At 69.7% G+C, this 2,456-nt stretch carries 3 protein-coding genes and 1 pseudogene; all 4 read right to left on the bottom strand.

Going from position 1 to position 2,456, the window contains the following annotated elements; translation table 11 throughout:
* The coding region (locus tag ACM2XV_RS14200; protein WP_487027400.1) for a hypothetical protein at positions 1–305 on the bottom strand (305 nt) is incomplete at its 3' end.
* A complete protein-coding gene (locus tag ACM2XV_RS14205) occupies positions 302–1,720 on the bottom strand; it encodes a hypothetical protein (RefSeq protein ID WP_487027401.1) in 1,419 nt (472 codons plus the stop codon). The genes ACM2XV_RS14205 and ACM2XV_RS14200, both read right to left, overlap by 4 nt.
* The gene (locus ACM2XV_RS14210) at positions 1,717–2,001 is read right to left on the bottom strand and encodes a hypothetical protein (protein ID WP_344776684.1); all 285 of its coding nucleotides are present in this window, start codon (positions 1,999–2,001) and stop codon (positions 1,717–1,719) included. Before ACM2XV_RS14210 ends, ACM2XV_RS14205 begins: the two co-directional genes overlap by 4 nt.
* Positions 2,002–2,084: 83 nt before the next feature.
* Positions 2,085–2,456, bottom strand: a pseudogene (locus ACM2XV_RS14215) (hypothetical protein); the annotation flags it as partial.

The raw sequence follows: 2,456 nt of genomic DNA on the forward strand, positions 1-2,456 counted from the left end.
AACTCCCCGAGCAGGCGCTTGCCTGCGATGTCGGTCGTGAGCGGCTCGGCCGCCGTCTCGGCGGGAATCGCCCACACCCAGGCCTGCCCCCACCAGCGCCCGTCGAGCGCGCCGGCGGCAGCCACGGTGGCGTGCACGAGCAGCTCAGCGGCATCCGTCGTCGGTGGGTCGACGACCCGCGCCCAGGTCGAGAAGCCGCCGTCCGGCGGTATCGGCGCGGCGGTGCGCACCTCGATGACGCCGTCGCCTGCGCCGTCGTACAGGAAGAGCGGTTGCCGGAAGTCGAGCTCGGAGACGCGCGTCACGGCAGCTCGAAGGACTTGTCGTACAGAATGCTCAGGCCTTTGCCGCCGCCGTTCTCGTACTGGCCAGGGAAGATGTACTCGGAGGAGCCGCCCGGGCCGCCCTCGAGCGGCAGGGCGTGGCGGCTCAGCACCATCTTGCTCGGGTCGTCGACGCGTACGACGACCATGCGATCGGCCGAGTTGCCCGGCGGCAGTCCGAAGGCGGCACGCGGGTTCTCGAGCATGAACGGTGCGTCTCGCGTGAACGAGGCGCCGCTGATCGTCGAGCCGCCCGGCTGACTGCTGTAGAGGCGGTAGAGGATGTCCCCCTCGTTCAGCTCCGGCACGTCCTGAGCGTACAGTCGCATGACCTCGTCGAACTCGGACGGCTTCATCGCCGCGAGCTGCTCAGGGGTGACGTCGAGGACGTTCGTGCCGGGGCTCTTGGGCGCGTCGCGCGAGATCTGATTGATCTTCGCCGCGGCCTGCTCGTACTTGTTCGCGTTCTCGGCGACGGTGGTCGCGGTCTCGGTGACGGCGACGCCTTCCTTGCCTGCGGTGGCGAGCACGCGCAGCGCGCCGCCGATGCCGATGCACGCGAGCGCCGCGCCGATGATGCTGACGATCGCCGTCGTCCAGCTGCGGTCGCCGGTCGCGGCGAGCACGGTGTTCCCGATCGCGTTGACGACGGCCGCGACCGCGGTGACGACGAGCAGCGCCGCCGCGAGCACCTGCCCGACGACCGGAATCCAGGCGACGCAGAGCGCGAGCACGCCCGCGATGCTCGCCACGATCCCGGCGATGTCCGTGATCTTCTCGAGCAGGTCCTTGCCCCAGTTGTCCCACCAGGAATCCTTGAGCCCGTCATGGCTCGTGATCTCGTGGATCTGCGAGATCGCGCGCTCGGCCGCGGCATCGCGCGTCGCGACGGCCTCGTCGATCTGGCCGCGCGCGCCGCTCAGGGTCGCGTTCGCATCGTCGGCGTCGTCACCTGCGCGCTTCGCGAGATCCGTGTACTGCAGGGCAGAGGCCGGGTCGGTCTCGTTCTGCGCGAGGTGCAGGTAGTACTGCTGGTTCGAGTTCGCCGAATCGGATGCCTGGCGCGCCGAGCTCGCCCGATACAGCGCCGCCGCCGAGTCGTCCTGCGCGTTGCGCAGCACGGGCGCGTACGCCGTCAGAGCTTGACCGGCGGCCCGATAGCGCGCCTCGGCCTTGCCGATGTTCGAGGCGACCTCGCCGGTCTTCTCGAGAAGCTTGTCGACCGCCTGCGAGATCTGGCCGTCGAGTTCGATCCCGTCGAGCTTCCGCTTCGCCCCGACAATCGCCTCGGCGACGGCGAGGTAGTCGGCGCCGCCCGCAGCGACCACGTCGGGGTCGCCCGGAATCGGATCGCCGTCGTAGCCGATCTCGCGCCACTGCGCGGCCGCGGGCCTCACTGCCCGCTCACCGCATCGCCGAGTGCCTGGTCGGTCTGGCCGAAGCCCTCGCCGATCTCGGTCGCGAACTTCGCGAGCGTCTGGATGTCGCCCGTCATGGCCTTCCGCTTGTCGTCCCACTGGTGGGCGAAATCGCGCACGGCGTCGGCGAGGCCGCTGTGCCCGACGGCGTCGGCGATGCGGTCGCTGTTCGTGTTCGCGTCGGCGAACTCGGTCGCGACGCGCCCGAGCTCGCTCCCCAGCTCGGCATACATCCCGACATCGACGCGCAGGTCAGGCATCGGCTCCCCCTTGTGTTCCCCTGTGCACAGAGATTATCGGGCACTCGCGGAGCGAACGATGGGGAGCGCTCCCCACACGAGACTCAGTAGAGCAGGAACTGCTTCGAGGTCTTCGACTCGATGCCGTCGACAGAGACCTTGAGGTGGTAGGACGCGCCGCCCGCCGGGACCGCCGGGCGCTTGCCGCCGCAGGTCGACTTCGACGAGCGGGTGCGATCCCACGCGATCGGCTGCGTGGTCAGGGTCTTGCCCGGCTCGAGCTTGATGTCGGTGTGCACGGGGTTCGTCTGGCAGTCGGTCGACGTCCAGTACTGCTCGGAGCCGCTCGTGATCGTGAAGACCATGGTGGCCGTGCCCGCGTCGATCGTGCACATCGCCTGCCCCGTGTTCGTCAGCGAGAGCGAGAGCAGCGGCTGGGCGGTGGCGGCGTAGCGCGAGGCATCCGTGATCGCCTC

The sequence above is a fragment of the Gryllotalpicola sp. CP2-P1 genome (assembly GCF_057512245.1).